The following is a 23,700-nucleotide window of genomic DNA, read 5'->3' as shown; positions in this document are numbered from 1 at the left end:
CGCGCCGCCTCGACCGATCTTGCAATACTAATGTGTGAGTGATTAAACTGCGCAGATGCTTCCGCTCCCGCACCGCGGCACCGTCTATGGCACGCTGCTGAACCACGCCGACGCGCTCGCCGCGCTCGGCGACGCCGTCCACGCGCCGCCGTACAAGGCGCCACCGCAGGCACCGGTGCTCTACATCAAGCCGCGCAACACCTGGGTGGCGGATGGCGATGCGATCGTCGTGCCGGCCGGCGTCGAGGCGCTCGAGATCGGCGCCACGTTCGGGCTGGTGATCGGCCGCGCCGCCTGCCGGGTCGGCGAGGGCGAGGCGTTGCAGTTCGTCGCGGGCGCGGTGATCGTCAACGACGTGAGCGTGCCGCATGCGTCGTACTACCGGCCCTCGCTGCGCTTCAAGGCGCGCGACACGTTCTGCCCGATCGGCGCGATGGTGCCGCTCGCGGACCTGGGCGCGCTCGACGCGCTGGCCATCACGGTCGAGATCGATGGCGAGGTGGTCCACCGCGCCGGCACCGCCGGGCTGATCCGGCCGGTCGCGCGGCTGCTCGCGGAGGTCAGCGCGTTCATCACGCTCGCGCCGGGCGATGTCCTGTCGGTCGGCGTCGCCGCCGGCGCGCCGCGCGCCCGGGCCGGCCAGCGCGTGCGCATCGCGATCGACGGACTCGGCACGTTGACCAATCCGCTGGTCGCCGAAGGAGCGACGGCATGACGCGCACGGCCCGCGTCGCATTCGACGGCGCCATTCATCGCGCCGCGCCGCACGCCGATGGCCTGCGCCTGGCCGACGGGCGCGTGCTCGCCGAGGACCGCGTCGTCTGGCTGCCGCCGTTCGAGCCCGGCACGATCATCGCGCTCGGCATCAACTACGCGGACCACGCGAAGGAGCTCGCGAAGGAGCTGACGCAGACCGCGCAGGACGAGCCGCTGGCGTTCCTGAAGGCGCCGAACACGCTGATCGGCCACCGCGGCACGACGCGCCGCCCGCGCGACGCGACCTTCATGCACTACGAATGCGAGCTCGCGGTCGTGATCGGCGCGGTCGCGAAGAACGTGAAGCGCGCGGACGCGATGCGCGTCGTCGCCGGCTACACCGTCGCGAACGACTACGCCGTGCGCGACTACCTCGAGAACTGGTACCGGCCCAACCTGCGCGTGAAGAACCGCGACGGCTGCACGGCGATCGGCCCGTGGCTGGTCGATGCGGCCGACGTGCCCGACCCGCATGCGCTCGATCTGCGCACGTCGGTCAACGGCACGGTCAGGCAGCGCGGCAATACCCGCGACCTGATCAACGACGTGCCGGCGCTGATCGAGTACCTCAGCAGCTTCATGACGCTCGGGCCCGGCGACGTGATCCTGACCGGCACGCCCGAGGGCGTCGTCAACGTCAACCCGGGCGACGAGGTCGTCTGCGAGATCGACGGCATCGGCCGGCTCGTGAACAGCATCGTGGAAGGTGAATGACATGCGCATCCAGCATCTGATCGACGGCCGCAGCGTCGAAGGCCGCGACTACTTCGAGACCGTGAACCCGGCCACCCAGGAGGTGCTCGCCGAGGTCGCGTCGGGCGGCGCCGCGGAGATCGACGCCGCCGTCGCCGCCGCGAAGGCCGCGTTTCCGAAGTGGGCCGCCACGCCGGCCGCAGAGCGCGCGAAGATGATGGTGCGGCTCGGCGACCTGATCAGGCAGCACGTGCCCGAGATCGCCGAGCTCGAGACCCGCGATACGGGCCAGACGATCTCGCAGACCGGCAAGCAGCTGGTGCCGCGCGCGGCCGACAACTTCTACTACTTCGCCGAGATGTGCACCCGGGTCGACGGGCACACCTACCCGACGCCCACGCACCTGAACTACACGCTGTTCCATCCGGTCGGCGTGTGCGCGTTGATTTCGCCCTGGAACGTGCCGTTCATGACCGGTACCTGGAAGCTCGCGCCGTGCCTCGCGTTCGGCAACACCGCGGTGCTGAAGATGAGCGAACTCTCGCCGCTCAGCATCTCGCGCTTCGGCGAGTTGGCGACCGAGGCCGGGCTGCCGAAGGGCGTGCTGAACATCGTCCACGGTTTCGGCCGGGAAGCCGGGGAGCCGCTGTGCGCACATCCCGACGTGCGCGCGATCTCGTTCACCGGCTCCACGGCCACCGGCCAGCGCATCGTCAGGAACGCCGGGCTGAAGAAGTTCAGCATGGAACTCGGCGGCAAGAGTCCGTTCGTCGTGTTCGACGATGCCGATGTGGACCGCGCGCTCGACGCCGCGCTGTTCATGATCTTCTCCAACAACGGCGAGCGCTGCACCGCCGGTTCGCGCATCCTGGTGCACAAGCGCCTCTACGCCGACTTCGCGCAGCGCTTCGCGGCACGGGCCGCGCGCATCTCCGTCGGCGATCCGCTGAACGATGCCACGCTGATCGGGCCGATGATCAGTCCGGCGCACCTGGCCAAGGTGCGCAGCTACATCGAACTCGGCCCGAAGGAGGGCGCGACGATCCTGACCGGCGGGCTCGAGGCGCCCGACCTGCCCGAGGCGCTGCGCCGCGGCAACTTCGTGCGCCCGACCGTGTTCGCCGACGTGCGCAACGACATGCGCATCGCCCAGGAGGAGATCTTCGGCCCGGTCGCGTGCCTGATCCCTTTCGACGACGAAGCCGACGCGATCCGCCAGGCCAACGACATCCCGTACGGCCTGTCGAGCTACGTCTGGACCGAGAACGTGGGCCGGGCCCACCGGGTGGCCGCGGCGATCGAGGCCGGCATGTGCTTCGTCAACAGCCAGAACGTGCGCGACTTGCGCCAGCCGTTCGGCGGCACCAAGGCCAGCGGCACCGGGCGCGAAGGCGGCACGTGGAGCTACGAGGTGTTCCTCGAGCCGAAGAACGTCGCCGTGTCGTTCGGCGCGCACCACATTCCGCATTGGGGGGCGTGACGTGTCGCTCTACGGCCTGCAGAAGTTCCTCTACCACCTGAACCGCGAGCCGCGCGTGCAGCAGCGTTTTCGCGACGAGCCGGCCGCACTGCTGGCCGAGTACCCGCTCGACGCCGAGGAGCGCGGCGCGATCGAGCGCGGCGACATCGGCCTGATCTACGTGCTCGGCGCGAACGGCCAGCTGCTGATGCACTACGCCGCCTTCCTCGGCATGCCATGGCCCGACTACCTGCAGGCGATGCGGGACGGTGTCGCCCGGCACGGCCCGGTGCGCGCCGGCGTCTACACGATGACGACCGGCATGGACGAGAAGGTCGCGGGAGTATGACGCCATGAGCCTCGTCTTCGCCGCCGTCTGCAGCCACGCGCCCGGCATCACCGGCCGCGCCCACCTCGCCGACCCCGACACCAAGGATGCGTTCCACGCCGCCTTCTACGGACTCGGCCGCGAGCTGCGGGCTGCGCGGCCCGACGCGGTGATCGTCGTCGGCGCCGAGCACTTCGGCAACTTCTTCATGAACAACATGCCGGCGTTCGCCATCGGCATGGCCGACGAGTACGAGGGCCCGATCGAGGACCCGACCTGGCTCGGCATCGAACGCACCAGCGTGCCGGGCAACGCGGCCCTGTCGCGCCGGATCATCACCGAGGTGATGCAGACGGTCGACGTCGCGTTCGCCGAGGAATGGAAGTTCGACCACGCGATCGCCGTGCCGCTGCACTTCCTGACACCTCACTACGACATCCCGGTGATCCCCGCCAACATCAACTGCCAGGGCCCGCCGCTGACGCCGCTGCACCGCGCCTGGGCCTTCGGCGAGGCGCTGCGGCGCGCGGCCGACAGCGTGCCCGAGCGGATCGCGATCGTCGGCACCGGCGGCATCAGCCACTGGCCGGCCACGCCCGATTCCGGCAAGGTCAACGAGGCCTGGGACCGCGAGTTCCTGGACCGCTGGTCGCGCAACGACAAGACCGCGCTGCTGTCCTATACCGACGCCGCCTGTTACCGTGACGGCGGGCAGGGCGCGTTCGAGATCCGCACCTTCATCGCCGTCGCGGCCGCGGCGGGTGGTGCGGGCACGGTGCGGTACGTGCAACCGATCCCGATCTTCGCGGTGAGTTGCACCGTGGGCACGATGGAGGTGGCCTGATGCCGCACCTGACGATTCTCTACAGCGACAACCTCGACGCGCAGGCCAACATGAACGCGCTGTGCCGGACGCTGGCCGACACGATGATCGCGCAGGTCGACGAGGCCGGCGCGCCGGTGTTCCCGATCGGCGGCACGCGCGTGCTCGCGTACCCGGCGCCGCGCTACGCGATCGCCGACGGCCAGTCCGACTACGCGTTCGCGTACCTGAACCTGCGCATGAAGCGCGGCCGCAGCGAGGCGACGCAGCAGCGCATCGGAAGCGCGCTGCTGGAGGCGGCGCGATCGTTCTTCGAGCCGATCCAGGCGCGGCGGCTGGTCGGCGTGACGCTGCAGATCGATGTCGGCGACGAGGTGTTCGACGCCAAGCTCAGCAACCTGCACCCGCTGTTCGAGAAGAAGAAGGACTGACCCCCCGATGCTGCCGCAAGACACGATCGCCGCGCTCGCCCTCGAGCTGCAGGCGGCGCGCAGGAACCGCGTCGCGCTGCGCCACTTCTCGGCGCGCTTCCCCGGCATGACGCTGGACGACGGCTATGCGATCCAGCGTGCCTGGGTGGCGCTGGAGATCGCCGATGGCAGGCGCGTCCAGGGCCGCAAGATCGGGCTGACCTCGCGGGCGATGCAGCTGTCGAGCCAGATCGACGAGCCCGATTTCGCGCCGCTGATGGACGACATGTTCTTCGCGCCCGGCGACATCCCGGCCGACCGCTTCATCGCGCCGCGGGTGGAGGTCGAGCTCGCGTTCATCCTCGGCCGGCCCTTGCGCGGCCCGGGCGTGACGCAGGCCGACGTGCTCGCGGCCACCGAGCTCGTGACGCCGGCGATCGAGATCATCGACGCGCGCATCGAGCAGTTCGACCGCGACACCAAGGTGCCGCGCAAGGTCTTCGACACGATCAGCGACTTCGCCGCCAACGCCGGCATCGTGCTCGGCGGGCGGCGCGTGCCGCCGGCCGAGCTCGACTTGCGCTGGGTCGGCGCGATCCTGCAGAAGAACGGCGTCGTCGAGGAGACCGGCCTCGCCGCCGGCGTGCTCGGCCACCCGGCGCACGGCGTGGCGTGGCTCGCCAACCGGATTGCCTCCTACGGCGAGCAACTCGACGCCGGCGACGTGGTGCTGGCCGGCTCGTTCACCCGCCCCACCCCCGCGCAGGCCGGCGACGAGTTCGCCGTCGATTACGGGCCGCTCGGCTCGATCGCCCTGCGTTTCGTCTGAGCCGACACGATGAACATCGCCTGCACTCCGGAAGAATGGACCGCGCGCGTCCAGCTCGCCGCGGCCTACCGCATCTTCGACCGCCTCGGCTGGGGCGAGCTGATCTACAACCACATCTCGCTGCGCGTGCCGGGGCCGGACGCGCACTTCCTGATCAACCCGTTCGGCCTGCACTACAGCGAGGTCAAGGCCTCCAACCTCGTCAAGGTGGACGTCCACGGCCAGGTGATCGGCCACAGCGACTGGCCGATCAACCCGGCCGGCTTCACGTTCCACGGCAAGATCCACGAGACGCTGACCGACGCGCATTGCGTGATGCACGTCCACACCACGCCGACGATGGCGGTGTGCTGCCTGGACGAGGGCCTGAGCTTCACCAACTTCTACGCCGCGCAGCTGTTCGGCAAGGTCGCGTACCACGAGTTCGAGGGCATCACCGTGCATGCCGACGAGGGCGCGCGCATCCTCGCGAGCGCCGGCGGCAAGCCGGTGCTGCTGCTGCGCAACCACGGCCCGGTGACGATCGGCGCCAACCTCGCGCAGGCGTTCGGGCTGATGTGGCTGCTGCAGCGCGCCTGCGAGGTGCAGCTGGCCACGCTCTCGATGGGCCGGCCGCGTGCCATCGCGCCCCCGGTGCTCGAAGCCTGCGTGCGCGATTCGCTGCAGTACGACCCGCGCTTCGGCGCCGGTCAGGACGCGTTCGACGCGCTGCAGCGCCTTGTCGATCGCACCGACCCGAGCTACCGGGACTGAGCGTCGCGCGGCAGCTCTACCGAGAAGCGGGTCGAGTCGGTGGCGGCGTCGACCGCCACGTCGATCCGCCCGCCGTGGGCCCGCACGATCTGGTCGACGATGTACAGGCCCAGGCCGAGCCCGTCGGCCCGCTCCGAGCCGGTGCGTCCGCTGCGGAACGGATCGAAGATGTGCGGCAGGATATCTTCCGGAACGGCGCCCTCGTTGGTGACGCTCAGGTGCACGGCATCCGGGCGCGAGCCGTCCACCCGGACCTCGATCGTGCAGTCCGGCCGGCCGTGGATCAGCGCGTTGCCGAGCAGGTTGGCCGTGACCTGGCTGATGCGGTCGCCATCCCATCGACCGTGCATGTCGCCCGAGCGCCGGACCGCCAGCTCGCGACCCGGAAACATCACGCGCCGCTCCTGGGCCGCCTTCTCGGCGATGTCGCCGAGGTCGACGGCCTGGCGGACGATCGTGATGCCGCCGCCGACGCGCGCTCGGCTCAGGTCCAGCAGGTCCTCGATCATCCGGCCCATCCACTTGCAGCTGTGCACCATGCGCGCGCTGAGCTTGCGGACCGATTCGTCCGGGCCGCGGGCGAGCGCCTGGGCCGAGATGCTCATCGCCGTCAGCGGCCCGCGCAGGTCATGGCCGAGCACCGCAGTGAACATCTCGTTCAGGCGCAGCGTCTCGCGCAGGCTGTCGAGCTGCGCTTCGAGCTGCATGTTCTGGCGGTGCAGCCGGAAGAACACGCCGGCCTTGCTCTTCAGCACGTGTGCTTCGATCGGCTTGAACAGGAAGTCGACCGCGCCGCTTTCGTAGCCCTTGAACATGCGCTGCTGGTCGCGCGCACCGGCGGTGACGAAGATGATCGGGATGCGCCGGGTGCGTTCGCTGCCGCGCATCATCTCGGCGAGCTCGAAGCCGTCGATCTCGGGCATCTGCACGTCGAGCAGCGCCAGGGCGACGTCGTGCACGAGCAGCAGCTCCAGCGCCTCGACGGCCGAGCGGGCCTGCAGCACCTCGACGTCCTCGGCCCGCAGCAGCGCGGACAGCGCGACCAGGTTCTCGGCGACGTCGTCGACGATCAGGCACTTCACGGCGGTCGTCACGGCCGAACCTCCGGCGCCGGCGACAACCGCTGCAGCAGCGCCGCGATGCCGTCCAGCGCCAGCACGTGATCCGGTTGGGCACGCTGCAGCGCCGACGCGGGCATCAGCGCCGCCTGTGCGGTCTGCGGGTCCTGCACCACGGTGACGCCGCCGGCCCGCTTGATGGCCAGCAGGCCGGCGGCGCCGTCCTGGTTCGCGCCGGTCAGCACGACGCCCATCAGGCGCTCGGCGTAGACGTCCGCCGCGGACTCGAACAGCACATCCACGGAGGGCCGCGAATAGAGCACCGGGTCGTCGATCGACAGCGCGATCTGCGGCCCGTTGTCGACCAGCAGGTGGTAGTCGGGCGGCGCGATGTAGACCGTGCCCGGCGCGATCGGCTGCTTGTCGACGGCTTCGAGGACCGGCAGCGCGCACTTGCGGCCGAGGATCTCCGGCAGCAGGCTGCGCCGGTCCTTCGGCAGGTGCAGCACGATCAGGACCGCGAACGCCGCGTCGGCGCGCAGCCCGCCGAGCACGCTCGACAGGGCCTCGACGCCGCCCGCGGAGGTGCCGATCACGACCGCGTCGATCGGGCGGGCCGCGCTGGCGTGCGCGGCCATCACTCGGCCACCTTCCGGAAGATCCGCTCGCCGCGCACGAACTCCTCGAAGGCGTCGGCCTGATCGGAAAAGCGCATCGATTCCTTCGAGCCGAGCCCGAGGAAGCCGCGCCGGCACAGCGAGTCGCGGAACAGCCCGAGCGCGCGGTTCTGCAGCGCGCGGTCGAAGTAGATCAGCACGTTGCGGCACGAGACCAGCTGCACTTCGGCGAACACGCTGTCGGTCGCCAGGCTGTGGTCCGAGAACAGGATGTGCTCGCGCAGCCGCTTGTCGAACACCGCGCGACCGTAGGCGGCGGTGTAATAGTCCGCGAGCGAGCGGGTCGCGCCGGAACGCTGGTGGTTGGCGGTGAACGAAGCGATCCGCTCGAGCTCGAACACCCCGGCCTCGGCGCGCCGCAGCGCCTGCGGGTTGATGTCGGTCGCGTAGATGATCGTGCGTTCGAGCAGGCCTTCCTCCTGCAGCAGGATCGCGAGCGAATAGGCCTCCTCGCCGGCACTGCAGCCGGCCACCCAGACCTTCAGCGACGGGTAGGTGCGCAGGTGCGGCATGACCAGCGTGCGCAGCGCGAGGAAGTACTCCGGATCGCGGAACATCTCGCTGACCTGCACGGTCAGGTAGTCGAGCAGCGCCGTGAACACGGTCGAATCGTTGAGCAGCCGGTCCTGCAGCTGCGACAGGCTCTCGCAGCCGAACCGCCCCATCGCCGCCTTCATGCGGCGCTTCAGCGAGGCCGCGGCGTAGCCCCTGAAGTCGAAGTGGTACTTCAGGTAGACGGCGTCGACGAGCAGTTTCAGCTCGATGTCGAAGGTGCTGGCGGTCATCGACTACTTCGGCATCCAGACCCGCACCAGCGACAGCAGCTTGTCGACATCGAGCGGCTTGGCGATGTAGTCGTTCGCGCCGGCGGCCAGGCATTTTTCCTGGTCGTCGCGCATCGCCTTCGCGGTCAGCGCGATGATCGGCAGCTTCTTCCAGACCGCCTGCTTGCGGATCTCGCGCATCGCGGTGAAGCCGTCCATCTCCGGCATCATGATGTCCATCAGCACCAGGTCGATCGGCTTGCCGCCGGGGCTGCGGCTGCGTTCCAGCTGCTCCAGCGCCTCGCGGCCGTTGCGCGCCAGCTCGACCGTCGCGCCCTTCGGCTCGAGCACGCTGGTCAGCGCGAACACGTTGCGCACGTCGTCCTCGACGACGAGGATGCGGCGCCCGTCCAGCGACGCATCGCGGTCGCGCGCGACCATCAGCATCCGCTGCGCCTCGGCCGGCAGCGTGGACTCGACCTGGTGCAGGAACAGCGTCACCTCGTCGAGCAGGCGCTCGGGCGAGCGCGCGTCCTTGACGATGATCGATTTCGAGAAGCGACGCAGCTGCTGCTCCTCGTCGCGGGTCAGCGAGCGACCGGTGTAGACGATCACCGGCGGGAACGAGGCGTCGCCCTGCGCCGCCATCTTCTCGAGCAGCTCGTAGCCGCTGAGGTCGGGCAGGTTGAGGTCCATGATCATGCAGTCGAAGGTCGTCGTGCGGAGTTGCTCCAGCGCCGCGGCGGCCGTCGCGACGCCGACGATCTGGACCCCGTCGTTGCCGAGCAGCTTGTCGATGCTCTCGCGCTGGCGGGTGTCGTCCTCCACCACCAGCACACGTCGCAGGCGCGCCGAGAAGGTGGATTCGAGCCGCTGCAGCGCCGCGACCAGCTGGGTGCGCTGGACCGGCTTGAGGTCGTATCCGATGGCGCCGCGTTCCATCGCCTCCTGGATGTAGTCGGCCACCGACAGCACGTGGACCGGGATGTGCCGCGTGCGCGAGTCGTGCTTGAGCTGGTCGAGCACGCCGAGGCCCGAATGGTCGGGCAGGTTCATGTCGAGCAGGATCGCGCTCGGCCGGTACTCCAGCGCGGCCCGCACGCCCTCGCCGGCCGAGTGCGTGACGACGCACTGGAACGCCATCTCGTGCGCCAGGTCGACCAGGATGGCGGCGAAGCGCAGATCGTCCTCGATCACCAGGATCAGCCGCGAGTCGGCGCGCAGCGCGTCGCGGTCGTCGGGAACCTTGCGGGTGAACGACGCCGGCGGCGGTGGCGACCAGACGGCGATCGGCGTGTCGCCGCGCTCGCGGGACTCGCTGGACGACGGCGGGAACGCGGCGGGCAGGGCGGCCGGCCGCGCCGCTGCGGCCGCCGCGCGGGACGCGACGCTGCCCGCATCGAACTCGCACGGCAGCGTCAGCGTGAAAACGCTGCCCTCGCCGGGCGTGCTGCGGACCTCGATGTCGCCGCCGAGCAGGCGTGCCAGGTCGCGCGAGATCGACAGGCCCAGGCCGGTGCCGCCGTACTTGCGGTGGGTGCTGCCGTCGGCCTGGCGGAACGCCTCGAAGATCAGCTCCTGGTGTTCCGGGGCGATGCCGATGCCGCTGTCCGACACCGCGAACGACACGCTCGGCCCCGGCCCGGCCGCCACGCGCAGCCGCACCGCGCCGCGCTCGGTGAACTTCACGGCGTTGGAGAGCAGGTTCTTCAGGATCTGCCCGAGGCGTTGCGGGTCGGTGGTGATCGTGGCGGGCGCGCCGGGATCGACCTCCGCCGCCAGCCGCAGGTCCTTCTGCTCGGCCAGCGGCTGCATCGTCTTGACCAGCGTGTCGACCGTGGCGGCGATGCGCACCGGCTCGATGCCGACCTCGACCTTGCCGGCCTCGATCTTGGACAGGTCGAGGATGTCGTTGATCAGGCTCAGCAGGTCGCGGCCGGCGGACAGGATCGTGCCGGCGAACTTGACCTGTTCCGCGTTCAGGTTGCCGGGCCGGTTGTCGGCCAGCAGCTTGGCCAGGATCAGCGTCGAGTTGAGCGGCGTGCGCAGCTCGTGGCTCATGTTCGCGAGGAACTCGCTCTTGTACTGGTTGGAGCGCTCCAGGTCGCGTGCCTTGTCGGCCAGCGTCGCGCGCGATTGCTCCAGGTCGTCGCGCTGGTGCTCCAGCAGCTGCGCCTGTTCCTCCAGCTGCGAATTGGTCTGCTCCAGTTCCGTCTGCTGGGATTCGAGCTGCAGCTGCGATTCCTTGAGGGCCCGCGACTGCTCCTCCAGCTCCTCGTTGCTGACCCGCAGTTCCTCCTGCTGCGCCTGCAGCTCCTCGGCCTGGCGCTGGGTCTCCTCCAGCAGCTCCTCGAGCCGGGAGCGGTCGCGCGCGGTGCGCACCGCGATCGCGATCAGTTCGGACAGGCGCTTCAGCAGCTCGGTTTCAGTCGAGTGCACCGGCCGCAGGAAGCCCAGCTCGATGGCCGCGTAGCTGACGCCGTCGACCACCGCGGGCGCGATCAGCAGCTCGCGTGCGGTCGCCTGGCCGAGGGCCGAATCGACCACCAGGTAGCCGTCGGGGACGTCGCCGACATGCATCGCGCGCCGGTCCTTGATCGCCTGCCCGAGCAGGCCCTGCGCCGGCCGCACGGTGGCGGCACTGCGGGCGGCCGCGAAGGCGGCGAAGCGCTGGAGCGTGCCGTCGTTCTCGACCGTGTAGATCGCACCGACCTGCGCATCGAGGTAGCGCGCCACGCAGTCGATGACGATCTGGCCCAGCTCGTCCAGCCGCCGGTCGCCCTGGATCGCCAGGCTCAGCTTGGCCGTGCCGGCCCGCAGCCACGCCTCCGCCTCCTGCGCGCGGTGCGCGCGCGAGGCGACGACCGCCGCGCCGCCGATCAACACCAGCAGGATCAGCGCGCCCACGCCCTGCACGAGCACCGAGCTCGCTGCCGCGTCCTCCCACGCCTGCTGCCGCGTCGCGAGCAGGCGCTGCTGGTCGGCCGACATCTCCGCGGCGATCGCCCGGATGCGTTCCATCGTGGCGCGGCCGCGGTCGCTGGCGACGATCTCCAACGCCCCCGCCGCGTCGCCGGCCCGGCGCTTCGCGATCGTCAGGTCGAGTTCGTCGAGCTTGTCCTTGACCAGCTTCTCCAGCATCGCCAGGCGATGCTGCTGGTCGGCGGCGTCGAGCGTCAGTTCGCGCACCCGCTTGAAGTCCTCCGGCAGCGCCGCCTTGGCATTCATGTACGGGTCGAGGTAGCGTTCGCTGCCGGTCAGCAGGTAGCCGCGCTGGCCGGTCTCGGCATCCTTCAGCGTCGACATCAACGTCTGCAGGCGCTCCAGCACGCTGAAGGTCTGGCTGACGAGATCGGCCGCGGTCTGGCGGGTTTGCAGCGACTGGTAGGAGACCAGCGAGATGACGGCGACCGCGACGACCCCGAGAATGAAGCCGATGAGCGCCGTGATCGGGAGCGGCAGTCGACCGTACGGCCCGCGCAGGCGCGTCACCGCCGCGGCCATCCGGTGCTGCTCGTCGAGCCCTTTCTCAGGACGTCCATCTCGTTTGCGCCCCTGGGAGAGGCGCCAAAGCCATTTGTGAACAACTATACACAGCGCACTGGTATCGTTGCACGTGTGCTACGTGCACGCTTCCCTCGCACTTTTCGTCCCCGACTCCGCCCCATGGCCCTGATCTATTACCTCACCCACGTGCACCTCGAGTTCGGGGCGCGCAAGCTGCTGGCGGCCGAGTGCGAGCGTGTCGGCATCCGCAAGCCGCTGATCGTCACCGATGCCGGCGTGCGCGCGGCGGGCGTGCTTCAAAAGGTGCTGGATGCGCTGCCGGCCTCGCTGCAGGGCCCGGGTGGCTTCATCGTCTACGACCGCACGCCGTCGAACCCGACCGAGGCCGCCGTGCGCGAGGCGGCGGCGCTGTACCGCGAGCACGGCTGCGACGGACTGATCGCGGTCGGCGGCGGCTCGTCGCTCGACTGTGCGAAGGGCGTCGCGATCGCCGCGACCCACCCCGGCCCGCTCGTCACCTACGCCACCATCGAGGGAGGCAGCGGCAAGATCACCGAGGCGGCGGCGCCGCTGATCGCGGTGCCGACCACCTCGGGCACCGGCAGCGAGGTCGCGCGCGGCGCGATCGTGATCACCGACGACCACCGCAAGCTCGGCTTCCATTCCTGGCACCTGCTGCCGCGCTCGGCGATCTGCGACCCCGAGCTGACGCTCGGCCTGCCGCCCGGCCTGACCGCCGCGACGGGCATGGACGCGATCGCGCACTGCATGGAAACCTTCATGGCCGCGGCCTTCAACCCGCCCGCCGACGGCATCGCGCTCGATGGCCTGGAGCGCGGCTGGGCCCACATCGAACGCGCGACCCGCGACGGCCAGGACCGCGATGCCCGCCTGAACATGATGAGCGCATCGATCCAGGGCGCGATGGCGTTCCAGAAGGGCCTGGGTGCGGTGCACTCGCTGTCGCACAGCCTCGGCGGCGCGAACCCGAAGCTGCACCACGGCACGCTCAACGCGATGTTCCTGCCCGCGGTCGTGCGCTTCAATGCCAGCGCCGAGAGCGTGGCCCGTGAGCACCGGCTCGACCGGATGGCGCGCGCGATGGGACTGGCCAGCGGCGGCGACATCCCCGAGGCGATCCGCGACCTGAACGCACGCCTGGGCCTGCCGTCCGGCCTGGCCGCGATGGGCGTCGGGCACGCGATGTTCGACCGGATCGTCAGCGGCGCGCTGGCCGACCACTGCCACAAGACCAACCCGCGGATCGCGACCGACGACGAGTACCGGGCGTTGCTCGAGGACTCGCTGTGACGATGACGGGCCGCGCCGCGCCGCTGCGCATCCTCTACGTCGAGGACAACGACGATCTGCGCGAGACGATCGGCATGCTGCTCGAATCCGACGCCCGCGAGGTCACGACCGCGCCGAACGCCGAGGCCGCGCTCGCCACCTGGCAGGCCGGCCGGTTCGACGTGCTCGTCACCGACGTCAGCCTGCCCGGCATGTCCGGTACCGCGCTGGCGCGCGAGGTGCTGGCCCTCGACCGGCAGCAGTGGGTGGTGCTGTGCTCGGGCTACGGCTTCGGCCCGGAGCTCGGCACGCTCGGCACGAACGTGCGCGCGCTGCCGAAGCCGTTCGAACTCGATGAACTCGATGCGCTGATGGACGAGATCGTCGCCGCGATGCGACGCTGATCTCGCTCGGCCCACCCTGACTTGATCCCGCCGGACGCGTCAGCCGCCGACGTTCCCTATGCCGACATCTTCGTCGGCCAGAGCGACATGGCGATCCAGATGCGCCGGCACGACTGGGCCGCCACGCCGCTGGGACCGCCGGAGCACTGGCCCGAGACGCTGAAGGTCGCGCTGCGCATCCTGCTGACCTCGCGCTTCGAGATGTGGCTGGGCTGGGGACCGGATGTCGCGTTCTTCTACAACGACGCCTACCGACCGACCCTTGGCCACAAGCATCCGGCTGCGCTGGCGAGGCCGACGCGGGAGCTGTGGGCCGAGATCTGGGACGACATCCGCGGCCGGATCGAGTCGGTCTACCGCGACGGCGTCGCCACCTGGGACCGCGCGCTGCAACTCGTGCTGGAGCGCTCCGGCTACCCTGAAGAGACGTACCACACCTTCTCGTACAGCCCGCTGCTCGGTGCCGGCGGCCAGGTCGAGGGCCTGTTCTGCGCCGTCAGCGAGGAGACCGAGCGCGTGCTCAGCGAGCGCCGCCTCGCGACGCTCAGCCTGCTGTCCGCCGGCATGGCGAGCGGGGACACCCGGGCCCGTGCGATGGCGGCGGCCGGCGACGCCCTGCGCGCGGCGGGGCGCGACTTCCCGTTCTCGCTGGTCTACCTGTTCGACGCCGACGGCCGGCCACACCTGGCCGCGGCGCAGGGCGTGGAACCGGCCAGCGCGCTCACGCCGCTCGCGCTCGATGACGCCGCGACCGCGCGCTGGCGCGCCGCCGAGGTCTATGCCGGCGCCCACGAGTTCGCCATCGAACTCGAACCGGCTGCCGGTCCCTGGCCGACGGGCCCGTGGCCGCTGCCCCCGCAACGGGCGCTGGTGCTGGCGATCGGCGGCAAGGGCGTGTCGCGACCGTCCGGCCTGCTGGTCCTGGCGTTGAACCGCTACCGCCCGGCTGATGGCGACCTGCCGGACTATGCCCGCCTGCTGGCCGGCCAGATCGGTGCCGGCCTCGACAACGCCGACGCGTACGACGCCGAGCGCCGCCGCGCCTCGGAGCTGGCGGAGGCGATCCAGTTGCGCCAGGAGGCGGCCGAGGTGCTGCGCTACGCCAACCTGCAACTGTCGGCCGAGGTGCGGGCCCGGACCGCCGAGCGCGACCGCCTGCGCAGCCTGTTCCAGCAGGCGCCGGGCTTCATGTGCGTGCTCGGCGGCCCGGAGCATCGCTACGAGCTGATCAACGAGTCGTATGCGCAGCTGATCGGCCACCGCGACGTGACCGGCAAGCCGATCCGCGACGCGCTGCCGGAACTGGAGGGCCAGGGCTTCTTCGAACTGCTCGGCGAGGTCTATGCCAACGGCGTGCCGTACATCGGCCGCGGCGTGCCGGTGATGCTGCAGCGCGAGCCGGATGCGCCGCTCGAGGAGCGCTTCCTCGACTTCGTCTACCAGCCGATCTTCGACGACGGCGGACGCGTCAGCGGCATCTTCGCCGAAGGCGGCGACGTCACCGAGCAGATCCGCGCCGAACGCGCGCTGCTCGAACTCAACAGCACACTGGAGACGCGCATCGCCGAGCGCACCGAGGAGCTGGGCACCGCGTTGCAGCGGTTGCGCCGCGAGGCGGCCGAGCGCGAAGCGGCCCAGGAGGCGCTGCGACAGTCGCAGAAGATGGAAGCGGTCGGCCAGCTGACCGGCGGCATCGCGCACGACTTCAACAACCTGCTGCAGGGCATCACCGGCTCGCTCGCGCTGGTGCGGCGGCGGCTCGAGCAGGGGCGCACCAACGAAGTCGACCGCTTCATCGCCGACGCGAGCCATTCCGCCAAGCGCGCCGCCGCGCTGACCCACCGCCTGCTGGCGTTCTCGCGCCGCCAGCCGCTCGACCCCAAGCCGGTCCACGCGAACCCGCTGATCGCGTCGATGGCGGACCTGCTGCGCCGCACGCTGGGTGAGCGCATCGCGCTCGAACTCGCGCTGCTCGACGGGTTGTGGCTGACGCTGTGCGACGCCAACCAGCTCGAGAACGCGGTGCTGAACCTGTGCATCAACGCGCGCGATGCGATGCCCGACGGAGGCACGCTGACGGTGGCCACCGACAACCTCGAGGTCGAGCCGGACGGCCTCGGCCGGCAAGGCGAGCTCGCGCCGGGCGCCTACATCCGCATCGCCGTCACCGATACCGGCACCGGCATGGCGCCCCAGGTGGTGTCGCGCGCGTTCGATCCGTTCTTCACGACCAAGCCGCTCGGGCAGGGCACCGGGCTCGGGTTGTCGATGATCTACGGCTTCGCGCGCCAGTCCGGCGGCGACGTGCGCATCGACAGCGAGCCGGGCCGGGGCACGACCGTGCGCCTGTTCCTGCCGCGCTACCGCGGAGAGCCGCTCGCTCCCGCCCGCGAGGCCGCCGGAACCGGTACGCACCGCGCGAACGCCGGCGACGCGGTGCTGGTGATCGAGGACGAGGCGGTGGTGCGCAGCCTGATCGTCGAGGTGCTGGGCGACCTGGGTTACCAGGCGATCGAGGCGGCCGACGGACCGAGCGGCCTGGCGATCCTGATGGGCCCGCGCAAGATCGACCTGCTCGTCACGGACATCGGGCTGCCGGGCCTGAACGGACGCCAAGTGGCCGACGCGGCGCGCGTGCACCGGCCCGAGCTGAAGGTGCTGCTGATGACCGGCTACGCGGAGAACGCGCTGGCGGTCGCGAACGTGCTCGATGCCGGCATGGCGCTGATCACCAAGCCGTTCGCGATCGAGGACCTGACCGAACGCCTGCGCGAGATGATGGGACCCGCCGGTCCCCCCACGTCGCGCCCCGGCCTGTAGGACGACGGCGCCAGCACAACCACGGCCGCGTCCGGTTCCCGCGGGAGGATCTCGCCCGCACGATGGTCCCAAGCCATGGCACGACCGAAACATCCCGTCCGGCGCCGCATCTGGCGCGTGACCCCCGAGGCGCCCATGGGCGAGTTCGTGGAGCTCGACCCGGCTGCGCCGCCGAAGCCGGACGCGCTGCCCGCCGAGCTCGAGGGCCGATCCGAAGTCGGCGACAGCAACTGGGTCCAGTCGTCCTTCGACCTCGCGATCGGTCTCGACGTGCGCGACTTCGACGACACCGTACCCGGTGACCTGTTCGACGAGTTGTTCAATCCCGACCCGAGAACGCGCAAGTAAACAAGGCGCCTGGCGGAATCGGCAGGAACCCCGATGTAACGCGTTGTTTCAAACCCCCTATACTTAGGGGTGGTGCGAAGAATCACACGACTGTTGCTGGATAGCAACGGCCGCGTCGAACGACCCGGGGATCAAACATGCAGTTGCTGGATGTTTTGCGGCGAATGGCGTGGGACGTGGTGTCAGGTCCGCTCGACCTCGACCTCGAGGGTCTGAGCGCGGCCCCGGCCGACGACGCGCCGCCGCTCTGGCAGTTCTCGTCGTTCGAACTGATGAACGGGGTCGACGTGACCGATTTCTCCGAGACGATCAGCGGCGACGCCTTCCGAGACCTGTTCGAGCGGTGATGCGCCGGCGCGCGCGGCCCGCCTCAGGGAGCCGGCTGGCGCAGTGCCTCGAGAGTGCGCTCCAGGAAGCCGATGGCGATCGTGCGCAGCGCGACCTTCTGGACCTCCGGCGCCTCGTCCGGCGCGAGCCAAACGGTCATGTCGAGCAGGTTCTGCTTCCCGTTCGGCAGCGGGTCGTCGACGATCTGGATGCGGACCGGAACGGTCAGGTTCAAGGACATGTCTGCCTGGTCGGTGAGTGAAGGGGTCATGGCCACGCTCTGGGCGCCTCGGGGCCTCTAGTCTCGGCGCCCGCGAGGCGTCGCGGTGTCGGACAGCACCGCATCCTGACCCCCGGACTCGGGGGAGGAAAAGCCGCGACGTTCAGGCGCTGCGGCCGGTCGCGCTGCGGATCAGGCGCTCGATCGTGCTCGCCAGCACTGTCGCATCGGCCGGCTTCACCAGGTGCTCGTCGAAGCCGCTGGCCAGTGCGGCGGCGCGGTCGCGGGCCTGGCCGTAGCCACTGAGCGCGATCAGCGGCACGTCGCGCAGCACCGGATTGCGTCGGAACGCGGCGGCGAGCTCGAAGCCCGAGATCCCCGGCAGCCCGAGGTCCATCACCGCGAGCTCGGGCAACTGCTGCTGCGCCAGGCGGATCGCCGCCTCGCCGTCGGCCGCCTCGACAACCGCGCAACCCAGGTCGCCCAGCAGCGCTGCCATGGCCTCGCGTGCGTCCGCGTTGTCCTCGACCAGCAGGATGCGGCGGCGCGGCGCGGGCGGCGCGCCGGTCGCCACGGCGGCCCCGTCCTCGCGCGACGCGGGCGCGTCCACGCGCGGCAGCGTGACCATGAACGTCGCGCCGTGCCCGGCGCCTTCGCTGGCGACCGTGACGCTGCCGCCATGCAGCTCGACCAGTTCTCGCACCAGCGCCAGTCCGACGCCGAGGCCCGCCTGCTGGCGGCCCTGCAGCGCGCGGCCCTGCACGAACGGCTCGAACATCCGCGGCATGAACTCCGCCTCGATGCCGGCTCCGTGGTCGCGCACCTGCAGCACCGCGTGCGGCCCCTGCGCGCTCACGCTGACCAGGACGTCGCTGCCGGCTGCCGAGAACTTCAGCGCGTTGTTCACCAGGTTGTTGACGATCTGCTCGAGCCGCACCACGTCACCTTCGATCCACACGCTGCGTGCGTCCAGCACCAGGGTGTGATCGGCCGCCTGGTCGGACGTGCGCAACGCCTCGACGCAGGTCGAGACGCAGCCGGCCAGGTCCAGCGGACGGCATTCCAGCGCGATCTTCCCGGAGAGCATCCGGCTCACCTCCAGCAGGTCGTTGACGATGTGGCGCAGGTGCTTGTTCTGGCGCTGGATGATGTCGAGGAAGCGCCGCAGCGGGGGTTCCAGCGGCGCGCGCCGATCGAGCAGCTCGGCCGCGCCGCTGATCGCCGCCAGCGGATTGCGCAGCTCGTGGCCCAGCAGCGCCAGGAACTTGTCCTTCGCGGCGTTCTCGGTCTCGGCCTGCTGGCGTGCGGCGGTTTCGTTGGCGAGCAGCCGTTCGCGTTCGCCCTCGACCGTTTCGCGCGCGGCCTTCTCGACCACGAGCAGTTCGCTTGCGCGCTGCAACGCGCGGTTCAGGCCGTTGACCTCGTCCAGCGGGGTGTGGGGCGGGTTGACCTGCAGCCCGAGGCCGAGGGCGCGGGCGCCGTCGGTGGCGCTGTCCATCGACAGGATCAGCACCCGGTTGAGCAGCGAGGCGCCGATCACCGCGACGGCGAGCGCCGCGGCGATGCCGGTCGCCAGCCAGGCGATCCCCTGGGTCGCCGAGGCCTCGATGCTGTCGATCGGTGCGGCCACCGCGATGCTCCAACCCGTCAGCGCCGAGTGCGCGAACGCGTCGTAGGACTCGATGCCTTCGAGCGTGCGGTGGCGGATCACGCCTTCCTTCGCGCCCGCCGCCGCGGCGACCAGCTCGGGCCGCGCCTGGCGGCCCACGAATTCGGCGCTGCCGCGCGTGCGCGAGATGAAGCGGCCGGTCGGGTCGATCACCGCGACGATCAGGTCGGGCCGGTCCTTGGGCTGGAGCGCCGTCAGCCGCCAGTGCGCCACCGAGAACGACTTGGCGAGCGCCAGTCGCCGGTTCGCCGACGCTGCTGCCGGCACGAACACGGTCGTCACGAGCTGCTGCGTCACCGGCCCGGTGCGCAGCCCGGTCACGGCCGGCTTGCCGGCCCGGAAGAACCTGTCGAGCAGCTCCCGGCCTTCCGCCGGCGGGGGCGGCGGCGGCGCCGGCGTGCCGAACGGCACGATGGTGTTGACCAGCTGCGTGCCCGTCTCGTCGACCAGCACGGTCCAGACATCGGGCAGTCGGTCGGTCGCCGCCGCTTCGGCGTGGAACGCCTGCAGGTCACCCGTCTTCAGGTGACTCGACTGCGCCAGCGCCTCGAGCGTGCCCAGCGCGCGCTGGATCTCTCCATCCACCAGCAGCGCGGTCGCGCGCACCGTCTCGCTCAGGCCCGCGATGGCGGCACGGCGTTCGCCTTCGCGCACCTTCTCGACCGCGACGGCTGCCGCGATCAGCCCCGGGATCAGCACGATCCCGGTCAACAGCAGCAGATGGGTACGGATCCGCACGTGGCTGCCGGCGCCTCAGTGCGCAGCCGCAAGCAGGCTCACGCGGCGGTGTCCCGCTTGTCGATCACGCCGGCGATCTGGTGCACCTGCAGTTCATGCAGCAGCCGCAGCGCGTCCGGCTCCTGCTTCGCCGGCAGGGCGCGTTCGCGCAGCGTCTTCTCGGCCTGGTGTCGCAGGTCGGCGGGGTCAAACGGCGATCGTTTCATGGATCAAGTCTCCCCGCGGGCGACGACTGCAAAGGCATACTGGCCGTTCATGAGCAGCAAAGTCAACAGCGTACCGCGTCGCGCCGCGGCCCCGACAAACAAGCGCGCCACGAAGGGCGGGTCGTCGCTCAAGGTCATTGGGATCGGTGCCTCCGCGGGCGGGCTGGAAGCCATCGAAGCCTTCCTGTCCGAAGCGGGCTGTTTGCGCGACTCTACCTTTGTCGTGATCCAGCACCTCGGTGCCGGCACGCCGAGCCTGCTGCCGGAACTGCTGCAGCGTGCCACTCGCCTGCCCGTCGAGAGCGTCGAATCGGGCGCGCCGGTGCAGCCCGACGTCGTGTATGTCGTGCCGCCGGGCTGCGACCTGACGATCGACAAAGGCCGGTTCGTGCTGACGCCGCAGCAGGCGGGCGCAGGCCACAAGCTGCCGATCGACGCCTTTTTCCGCTCGCTGGCCGCCGCCTATGGCGACCGTGCGGTCGGCGTCGTGCTGTCGGGCATGGGCTCGGACGGCACGAAGGGCCTCGCCGCGTTGAAGGCCAGCGGCGGGGCGGCGTTCGCGCAGGCGCCGGACAGCGCGCAATTCGACAGCATGCCGCGCAGCGCGTTGCAGGCCGGCCTGGCCGACGCGGCGGCGGCGCCCGCCGACCTGCCGGCGCTGATCGCCGCACACCTGCTGAAGTTGCAGGACGCGCACGGCGAGCCGGTGTCGATCGTCGCGGACGATCCCCAGGCCCTCGAGGCCATCGTCCAGGCGCTGCGCGCCCAGACCGGCCACGAGTTCGCCGACTACAAGAAGAGCACGCTGCAGCGGCGCATCGAACGGCGCATGGGCGTGCACCAGTGCCGCACGCTGGACGACTACAGCCGCTTGCTGCGCGAGAACAAGCCCGAGGCGGAGCTGCTGTTCAAAGAACTGCTGATCGGCGTCACCTCGTTCTTTCGGGACCCGCGCGTCTGGGATCACCTGCGCGATGTCGTGCTGCCCGAGTTCCTGCGGGGCCGCAGCGACAACAAGCCGCTGCGGCTGTGGGTGCCCGGCTGCTCCACCGGCGAAGAGGCCTACACGCTCGCGATGGTGTTGACCGAGGCGCTGCAGGCGCCCGATGCGCCGGCGCCGCGCGAGTTCAGGATCTTCGCGACCGACATCGACAGCGATGCGATCGACCGCGCGCGGCAGGCACGCTACCCGCTCGGCATCGCCGGGTCGATGTCCGCGGAACGGCTCGCCCGTTTCTTCGTGCGCGACGACACCGGCTACCAGATCCGCAAGGACCTGCGCGAGACGGTGATCTTCGCGCTGCAGAACGTCGCGATGGACCCGCCGTTCACCAAGCTCGACATGCTCGTGTGCCGCAACCTGATGATCTACTTCGAGCCGGCGCTGCAGCGGCGGCTGCTGCGCCTGTTCCATTACAGCCTCGAGCCCGGCGGCCTGCTGCTGCTGGGCCGCGCCGAAACCACCGGGCAGGCCGGCGACCACTTCGTGCCCGTGCCGGGCGAGATCAAGCTGTTCCGTCGTCTGGAGACCTTCCGCAGTTCGGGCTTCGTCGCCTTCCCGGCAACCTTCGATCGCCCGGTCGGGCTCGCGCCGCAGGACAGCCGGGCCAGCCCCGCCGACGACGGCGACCTTGGCCTGCAGGCTCTCGCGGACCACCTGCTGCTGCAGCGCTACTCGCCCGCCGCGGTGCTGGTGAACCGCGAGGGCGACGTGCTGTACGTCAGCGGCAAGACCGGCCGCTACCTCGAGCCGGCCGCGGGCAAGGCCAACTGGAACGTCTTCGCGATGGCGCGCGAGGGCCTGAGCCGACCGCTCGGCGCCGCGTTCAAGGACGCAGTGCGGACGCAGCGCGGCGTCAGTGTCGACGGCTCGGTCTTCGATCCCGATCTCGGCGCCCGCAAGATGCGTGTCACGGTCGACCCGATCACGTCGCCGACCTTGCTCGCGGGCATGCTGATGATCGTCTTCCGCGATGTCGAACCCGACCCGAACGAGCGGGCCGCGAAGGACGCGGCCCGTCCGAAGCGCGGCGATGCCGGCGATCTGCAGCTGGCGGAATTGCGCGACGCGCTGCGCGCCGCGCGCGACGAAGCCCGCAGCGCCGAGGCGCAATCGCGCGCATCGAACGAGGAATGGCAATCGACGATCGAGGAGCTGCAATCGACCAACGAGGAGCTCACCACCTCGAAGGAAGAGCTGCAGTCGATGAACGAGGAGCTGCAGACCGTCAACCAGGAACTGCAGGCCAAGGTCGACGAACTCTCGCAGGCCAGCGACGACATGCGCAACCTGCTCAACAGCACCGAGATCGCCACGGTGTTCCTCGACGAGCTGCTGCATATCCGGCGCTTCACTGCGCAGGCGGTCAGCGTCTTCAAGCTGATCCCGACCGACATCGGGCGGCCGATCACCGACATCACCAACGCGCTCGAGGGCTGGGACGTCGCGCGCGATGCGCAGGAGGTGCTGCACAACCTGGTGCCGAAAGAGCGCGAGGTGCCGGCGTCCGGCGAGCGCTTCTTCCGCGTGCGGATGATGCCGTACCGCACCTCCACCAACCGGATCGACGGGGTCGTCATCACGCTGTCGGACGTGAGCGCCGCGAAGCGGCTCGAGCAGCGCCTGACCGGCGCATTGAAAACGTCGGAACGGCGCGCCGGCGATGGCGTGGCGGCTCCCCCGGCCAGGAAGCGCGCGCCGACCTCGAAGCGTCCGTAGCGGACTGCGACAGAGTATCGGATCCGCGCCGCTGCAGATCGCTCCGATCGGCGCCACGGCCTATCCTCCTGCGACGTGCGCCGCGTGCGCGCGATCACAGGAGACAGCGACATGACATCGACTCTCGCAGGCAAGGTGGCGGTCGTCACCGGCGCCGCATCCGGCATCGGCCTGGCCAGCACCGAGGCGCTGATCGCGCAGGGTGCGCGCGTGATCATGGTCGACCGCGACGAGGCCGCGCTGCAGGGCGTGCGCGCCCGGCACGGCGACGCCGTGACGCCGCTGCGCATCGACCTGCTCGACGCCGGGGACTGCGCGGGCCTCGTGCCGCGCGTGCTCGAGCTCGCCGGGCGGATCGACATCCTGCACGCCAACGCGGGCTCGTACGTCGGCGGCGACCTGGTCGACAACGACACCGGCGCGATCGACCGGATGCTGAACCTGAACGTCAACGTCGTGATGAAGAACGTGCACGACGTGCTGCCGCACATGATCGAGCGGCGCGGTGGCGACATCATCGTCACCAGTTCCCTGGCGGCGCATTTCCCGACGCCCTGGGAGCCGGTCTACGCGTCGTCCAAGTGGGCCATCAACTGCTTCGTGCAGACGGTGCGGCGCCAGGTGTTCAAGCATGGCATCCGCGTCGGCTCGATCTCGCCCGGGCCGGTGGTCAGCGCGCTGCTCGCCGACTGGCCGCCCGAGAAGCTGCAGGAGGCGCGCGACACGGGCAGCCTGCTCGAGGCGTCCGAGGTGGCCGACGTGATCACCTTCATGCTGACCCGCCCGCGCGGCATGACGATCCGCGACGTGGTGATGATGCCGACGAACTTCGATCTGTAGACGCGGCGAAAGTCTCCCACCGGCGCACGTCCGGTTGGCCTACGAGCCCGCGGCCACGCGCT

The 23,700-nt window shown here is 70.4% G+C and carries 23 protein-coding genes; 15 read left to right on the top strand and 8 right to left on the bottom strand.

The window, feature by feature from the left end; all coding sequences use genetic code 11:
- Nucleotides 1-55: 55 nt before the first annotated feature.
- The 8 genes from ACWH49_RS04050 to ACWH49_RS04015 are packed head-to-tail and all read left to right on the top strand — an operon-like array spanning nt 56 to nt 6,051.
- Entirely contained in the window at nt 56-715 is a 660-nt protein-coding gene (locus ACWH49_RS04050) for a fumarylacetoacetate hydrolase family protein (RefSeq protein ID WP_448170291.1), read from the top strand.
- Nucleotides 712-1,470, top strand: a complete 759-nt coding sequence (locus ACWH49_RS04045; protein ID WP_448170290.1) for a fumarylacetoacetate hydrolase family protein — start codon at nt 712-714, stop codon at nt 1,468-1,470. The genes ACWH49_RS04050 and ACWH49_RS04045 overlap by 4 nt, the downstream gene beginning before the upstream one ends.
- A 1-nt stretch (nt 1,471) precedes the next feature.
- Nucleotides 1,472-2,929, top strand: a complete 1,458-nt coding sequence (gene hpaE, locus ACWH49_RS04040; protein WP_448170289.1) for a 5-carboxymethyl-2-hydroxymuconate semialdehyde dehydrogenase — start codon at nt 1,472-1,474, stop codon at nt 2,927-2,929.
- Between the two features lies 1 nt (nt 2,930).
- Complete coding sequence (locus ACWH49_RS04035) at nt 2,931-3,257, top strand: aromatic ring-opening dioxygenase subunit LigA (RefSeq protein WP_448170288.1); 327 nt, start codon at nt 2,931-2,933, stop codon at nt 3,255-3,257.
- Nucleotides 3,258-3,261: 4 nt separating this feature from the next.
- Nucleotides 3,262-4,080, top strand: coding sequence for a DODA-type extradiol aromatic ring-opening family dioxygenase (locus ACWH49_RS04030; RefSeq protein ID WP_056464692.1), 819 nt, complete (start codon nt 3,262-3,264; stop codon nt 4,078-4,080).
- A complete protein-coding gene (locus ACWH49_RS04025) occupies nt 4,080-4,490 on the top strand; it encodes a 5-carboxymethyl-2-hydroxymuconate isomerase (protein ID WP_448170287.1) in 411 nt (136 codons plus the stop codon). Before ACWH49_RS04030 ends, ACWH49_RS04025 begins: the two co-directional genes overlap by 1 nt.
- A 7-nt stretch (nt 4,491-4,497) precedes the next feature.
- Nucleotides 4,498-5,298: a 2-oxo-hept-4-ene-1,7-dioate hydratase gene (gene hpaH, locus ACWH49_RS04020; protein WP_448170286.1), complete on the top strand. Its 801-nt coding sequence runs from the start codon at nt 4,498-4,500 to the stop codon at nt 5,296-5,298.
- Nucleotides 5,299-5,307: 9 nt separating this feature from the next.
- Nucleotides 5,308-6,051 (top strand): class II aldolase/adducin family protein, encoded by a 744-nt coding sequence (locus tag ACWH49_RS04015; RefSeq protein ID WP_448170285.1) that lies wholly within the window; start codon nt 5,308-5,310, stop codon nt 6,049-6,051.
- Here the strand turns inward: ACWH49_RS04015 and ACWH49_RS04010 are convergent.
- The 4 genes from ACWH49_RS04010 to ACWH49_RS03995 are packed head-to-tail and all read right to left on the bottom strand — an operon-like array spanning nt 6,039 to nt 12,054.
- Nucleotides 6,039-7,145 carry a hybrid sensor histidine kinase/response regulator gene (locus ACWH49_RS04010; RefSeq protein ID WP_448170284.1) on the bottom strand — a complete coding sequence of 369 codons (1,107 nt, stop codon included), beginning with the start codon at nt 7,143-7,145 and terminating at the stop codon, nt 6,039-6,041. The two genes, ACWH49_RS04015 and ACWH49_RS04010, sit on opposite strands and share 13 nt — an antisense overlap.
- On the bottom strand, nt 7,142-7,747 hold the full coding sequence (locus tag ACWH49_RS04005) for a chemotaxis protein CheB (RefSeq protein WP_448170283.1): 606 nt from the start codon (nt 7,745-7,747) through the stop codon (nt 7,142-7,144). The genes ACWH49_RS04010 and ACWH49_RS04005 overlap by 4 nt, the downstream gene beginning before the upstream one ends.
- The gene (locus tag ACWH49_RS04000) at nt 7,747-8,571 is read right to left on the bottom strand and encodes a CheR family methyltransferase (RefSeq protein WP_448170282.1); all 825 of its coding nucleotides are present in this window, start codon (nt 8,569-8,571) and stop codon (nt 7,747-7,749) included. The genes ACWH49_RS04005 and ACWH49_RS04000 overlap by 1 nt, the downstream gene beginning before the upstream one ends.
- Before the next feature lie 3 nt (nt 8,572-8,574).
- Nucleotides 8,575-12,054 (bottom strand): response regulator, encoded by a 3,480-nt coding sequence (locus tag ACWH49_RS03995; protein WP_448170281.1) that lies wholly within the window; start codon nt 12,052-12,054, stop codon nt 8,575-8,577.
- Between the two features lie 162 nt (nt 12,055-12,216).
- Between ACWH49_RS03995 and ACWH49_RS03990 the strand changes: the two genes are divergently transcribed.
- The 5 genes from ACWH49_RS03990 (at nt 12,217) to ACWH49_RS03970 (ending at nt 17,266) form a co-directional block, all read left to right on the top strand.
- Entirely contained in the window at nt 12,217-13,368 is a 1,152-nt protein-coding gene (locus tag ACWH49_RS03990; RefSeq protein WP_448170280.1) for an iron-containing alcohol dehydrogenase, read from the top strand.
- Nucleotides 13,369-13,370: 2 nt separating this feature from the next.
- Entirely contained in the window at nt 13,371-13,751 is a 381-nt protein-coding gene (locus ACWH49_RS03985) for a response regulator (protein WP_448170279.1), read from the top strand.
- Between the two features lie 21 nt (nt 13,752-13,772).
- Complete coding sequence (locus tag ACWH49_RS03980) at nt 13,773-16,571, top strand: ATP-binding protein (RefSeq protein WP_448170278.1); 2,799 nt, start codon at nt 13,773-13,775, stop codon at nt 16,569-16,571.
- A gap of 75 nt (nt 16,572-16,646) precedes the next feature.
- Entirely contained in the window at nt 16,647-16,919 is a 273-nt protein-coding gene (locus ACWH49_RS03975) for a hypothetical protein (protein WP_448170277.1), read from the top strand.
- Nucleotides 16,920-17,056: 137 nt separating this feature from the next.
- Nucleotides 17,057-17,266 (top strand): hypothetical protein, encoded by a 210-nt coding sequence (locus tag ACWH49_RS03970; protein WP_448170276.1) that lies wholly within the window; start codon nt 17,057-17,059, stop codon nt 17,264-17,266.
- Between the two features lie 23 nt (nt 17,267-17,289).
- Here the strand turns inward: ACWH49_RS03970 and ACWH49_RS03965 are convergent, their stop codons facing one another.
- From ACWH49_RS03965 to ACWH49_RS03950, 4 genes are all read right to left on the bottom strand, one after another.
- On the bottom strand, nt 17,290-17,517 hold the full coding sequence (locus tag ACWH49_RS03965; protein WP_157615426.1) for a hypothetical protein: 228 nt from the start codon (nt 17,515-17,517) through the stop codon (nt 17,290-17,292).
- Between the two features lie 112 nt (nt 17,518-17,629).
- Entirely contained in the window at nt 17,630-19,873 is a 2,244-nt protein-coding gene (locus tag ACWH49_RS03960) for an ATP-binding protein (protein ID WP_448170275.1), read from the bottom strand.
- Nucleotides 19,874-19,911: 38 nt separating this feature from the next.
- Entirely contained in the window at nt 19,912-20,079 is a 168-nt protein-coding gene (locus tag ACWH49_RS03955; RefSeq protein ID WP_448170274.1) for a hypothetical protein, read from the bottom strand.
- 3 nt (nt 20,080-20,082) lie between these two features.
- Nucleotides 20,083-20,211 (bottom strand): hypothetical protein, encoded by a 129-nt coding sequence (locus ACWH49_RS03950; RefSeq protein WP_448174408.1) that lies wholly within the window; start codon nt 20,209-20,211, stop codon nt 20,083-20,085.
- 4 nt (nt 20,212-20,215) lie between these two features.
- Between ACWH49_RS03950 and ACWH49_RS03945 the strand changes: the two genes are divergently transcribed.
- Both ACWH49_RS03945 and ACWH49_RS03940 read left to right on the top strand, forming a co-directional pair.
- On the top strand, nt 20,216-22,798 hold the full coding sequence (locus ACWH49_RS03945; RefSeq protein WP_448174299.1) for a chemotaxis protein CheB: 2,583 nt from the start codon (nt 20,216-20,218) through the stop codon (nt 22,796-22,798).
- A 111-nt stretch (nt 22,799-22,909) separates the two neighbouring features.
- Entirely contained in the window at nt 22,910-23,638 is a 729-nt protein-coding gene (locus ACWH49_RS03940) for an SDR family oxidoreductase (RefSeq protein ID WP_448170273.1), read from the top strand.
- Nucleotides 23,639-23,700 lie beyond the last annotated feature (62 nt).

The organism is Rhizobacter fulvus, from assembly GCF_964020785.1.
Note: the sequence above shows the minus strand (reverse complement) of the source record. Positions and strands in the feature narration are given on the sequence as shown.